The 3,669-nt window shown below is 19.9% G+C and carries 2 protein-coding genes; both read left to right on the top strand.

Translation table 11 applies throughout. The features are described 5' to 3' along the window. Positions 1 to 423 precede the first annotated feature (423 nt). Complete coding sequence (locus B2G44_RS02215) at positions 424 to 654, top strand: hypothetical protein (protein WP_078123192.1); 231 nt, start codon at positions 424 to 426, stop codon at positions 652 to 654. Between the two features lie 1,672 nt (positions 655 to 2,326). Further along, positions 2,327 to 2,719: an effector protein gene (locus B2G44_RS02210; RefSeq protein WP_078123191.1), complete on the top strand. Its 393-nt coding sequence runs from the start codon at positions 2,327 to 2,329 to the stop codon at positions 2,717 to 2,719. The last annotated feature ends 950 nt before the right edge of the window (positions 2,720 to 3,669 follow it).

The following is a 3,669-nucleotide window of genomic DNA, read 5'->3' as shown; positions in this document are numbered from 1 at the left end:
AGTCGTAAGGGTAAACCTAAATTTGGAATAATTTAGTTAATCAGCTTACCAAGAAGAGAGTTAATGACTCTTATAGGGCGAAAGAAGAAAGTAATTTATTGTTTATTTTTACAACCACGGAAGATAGGAATGATTTTGAGTTAAGCTTTCATGAACCATAAATAAGATTTACGAACAATCTTTAAAACAACACCCATTAAAACAAGAACTAAAGCGGGAGATGAATAACTACCTTGCGTTTAATCGGGGTGCTACTAATAAAGGGGGGGCAGGAACACCCGGAGTTGATGGGATAACATTATAAGTGACATTAATTTAATGAAATTGAATAAGGATCACCAAATTATTCCATATTTCTGTATGGTGAGGAATTTGATTCATCTAACGTACTTAAATTACTTCAATTAATCAGGTTGTTTAAAGATGTTATCGACTAAACAAAAAACTTTTATCGTTATAAACTCAATCATCAATTGGGATGATGATTATAAAGATAACTTATTAATCCGAAAGACAAAATTCGAGTCATGGGATAGTTTTTTCTGGAAAATAGTTAAAGGCATTAGAAATTATCAATTCGAAATAACCGGAATAATTATCAATCCTAATATTTTCCCAGGACAAACAAAATTAATTGACAAGTTAACAGAATAAAAATGCGAAGTTTGCCAAGTAGAAAATCAAATCCTAGAAATTCATTGTGTCGGAATCTAACTAGATAAGCATAATGAATAAGAAAATCATGGTAATTTCTCAGATTTGTCATTGAAATCGGACCAACCAACAGAATAGAATATTTGAAAAGAATAAAAGGTCAAGGATAAAAATTTAACCAGTGGTAACAAGAAGTTAAAACCTGAGCAGGAATAAATTAGGGGCAGTAGTTCCCTGGAAAACTTGTTCGCACTGTTTAGACGAAGGCTGTTTGCAATATTTGCTAGCTGTCACAGAAACGCAAATAATCTATTCATATTTTTTAAATATAATTTAAAAAATATTAATCAAGAATAATTAAATATTATTTAAATTTTAATAAAAAATCGATCATATACTTTTGTTATAATTAAATTTATAAATATTTAAATTACTAAATTACAAGAATTATTTTAAATCAGAAATAAATAATTTTCATTTAATAACAATTTTAAATTTATATTAATTTCTAAAATATATTGAAATTTATTTTTCTAATGAGGAATTATTAATTTTTAATATTAATTTTGATGTATATTATCATATTTACTTGAATTATATAATATTTCATGATATTTTTTAAATTTAGGAAAAGTTTTTTGTATTATTTTTTTCTGATTTTGTTTATTTTAAATCTTTAATTTTTTTGTGTATTCTGATGAAAGAATCTAATTTTAGAAAAAAAATTTTATTTAAATTAATGTTTTTTAATTTAATGCTTTTATAATTTGAACTATTTTATTATTAAAATTTTTTTCTTCATAATTATATAATTCTTTTTTAAACTAATAATAATTTATTAGATATAAATTAATAGGTCATGATCAAAATTTGAAATAATTTTTTCTATAAAAATTTAATAAATATAAGATATTTATTTACAATTATTAAATTATCTTTCGCTTGGGAATCTAATTTTGATTTTATTCGTTTTATATTAAAATTTGAAATTTGAGTTATTATTTAATATTTAATTATACATTAAAAAAATTGTTTTTAAGAAATCAAAATATATAAAGCTACTAAAATAAAATATAATTAATAAAAAAATATTGTTAATATTTTTTGTTTATTTTTATATTCATGTTATCGATATTATTTAAAATTTCCAATTAGAATAAATTTCTATTAATAATTATAGCATATAAATGTTAAGAAGTTTAATAATTTTTTGAGTTATGATTTTAATATATTTTCTAAATATAATATTGAAAAAAACTTTAAAAATCGAAAATTAATAATTATAATTTTAATCCCATTAATATCTAATTTTAACACTAAATTGATAAATATAATCCACATAATTAAATTGTTATAGCTATATAAAGTTTACAACTTCGAGAGTTAATTATTTTTTATTTTCAATAAATGAATAAAAATCATTTAATATATAAATGAAATAATGTAGGAATTTAATATAATTTCTAATTTAAATTATTAATTATTTTATTTCCGATTATTGTTTAAATTATCATGTTTGAACTAAAAAGACATTAAATATAATAATAATTTCCAATAATTTTTATTTTTGGATCGAAATTGTTTAAATTATTATAGAATATAAATCGTAAAATTAATGAATTAAGTTAATTAAATAATTTAATTTTTCAATAAAGGAAGATTTAGGAAAATTATGATAAAATTTTATTTTTATTTATATATTTTATTTATATTTGTGAAAATTTCTACTTTGAATAATATTATTATAGCTGCACCGCCACAAGATGAATTCATTAATGGAACTAGAATTGTTAATGTAATTGTTGCTAGTGGTGATATTTTAAAAAAACATAATTTATTTAAACAATATTTTGATTGGTCTTGCGAATATCCTAGTTATAATTCCGAATTGGAAGAATTTGGTATGATTTGGAAAATTAAAAATCCACCCGAAAATTTATTAGGAGTTTTTTTTGATGCAGGTAATAGAGATGATGCAGATAATAAGTATACTTTAGAAGAGTTAAAATATATAGCTAATAAGGCTAAAAATATGTATATTTTTTGGAGATATAAAGAAAAATAATAATTTGTTTTCTAGTATCAAAATGACTAATTTATTTTTAAACTTTAATTTTTATTTATTTTTGAATTATTAAAGAGAATTAATAATTTTAATTGAGCACCAAACGAGAACTAAATATCTAATTATCTGAATTTTCCCCAAACTTTAAAAACTTTTTAATTTTTAAAAACTTTTGAAGACTAACTATTAAGTTAGTTTTTTTTTAAAAGATGAAAAAATAATTTCCTGTCTTTTCTAAAAATGTTGTTTAGAAAGAAATTAAATTTTGATACAAGAATTATTTAAAGAATTTTTCAAAAATAAAATAAATCTAACTTTTTGGTTAAATATCATTTACTATCTTTGATTAATAAATGAAGTAATCATGTTTGTTACTTAATTAAGCTATTGGCATCTAGAATGGACGGACAATAAATTCTTTGGTTTTGTATTTTGAAACTATCCTTTTTTAGTAAAAACCCCCCCAAAAGAATATTTGGATAAGAAAATATTTTTTTTATATATTATTTGTCGATATTTAATTGTTAAAATTGTGGCATATTTATTTTTTGATTAGATCATTTACATTCGAAAATAGATATATTTTTATTGGTTTTAAGAATTAATATCTATTTCTAAATTAACATTATTTTTGGGATTATTTATTTCTTTTTCGTTTCCCTAATAATGACCTATTTCTTCGATGTTCATAAAAAATTAAAAAATTAAAAATTTTTTATACCTTTTTAAAAAGTTTTTTGATTTTTAATAATTTTTTTATCTTTTATGTTACAATTTGAAAAATATAATTTGTATATATAGAAATATATAGAAAAGAGTTGAAAAGAGTTTTTATGTATGATATTCTAAAATGGTGTTTAATTGTACACAAACTTTTTTTCTAACGTTAGGTATATGTTTAATTATTATTACTTTTATAATTATATTTTTTATTATTTTCTTTTGTATAT

Source organism: Candidatus Phytoplasma citri, from assembly GCF_002009625.1.
Classification (GTDB): Bacteria; Bacillota_I; Bacilli_A; order Acholeplasmatales; family Acholeplasmataceae; genus Phytoplasma; species Phytoplasma citri.
The sequence above is the reverse complement of the archived record's forward strand: the minus strand, read 5'-3'. Positions and strand labels throughout refer to the sequence as shown.

What these genes read in the sequence shown, in the direction of transcription:
- B2G44_RS02210 (WP_078123191.1), top strand. Translation starts at nt 2,327, where the DNA reads ATGATAAAATTTTATTTTTATTTATATATTTTATTTATATTTGTGAAA.
- B2G44_RS02215 (WP_078123192.1), top strand. Translation starts at nt 424, where the DNA reads ATGTTATCGACTAAACAAAAAACTTTTATCGTTATAAACTCAATCATC.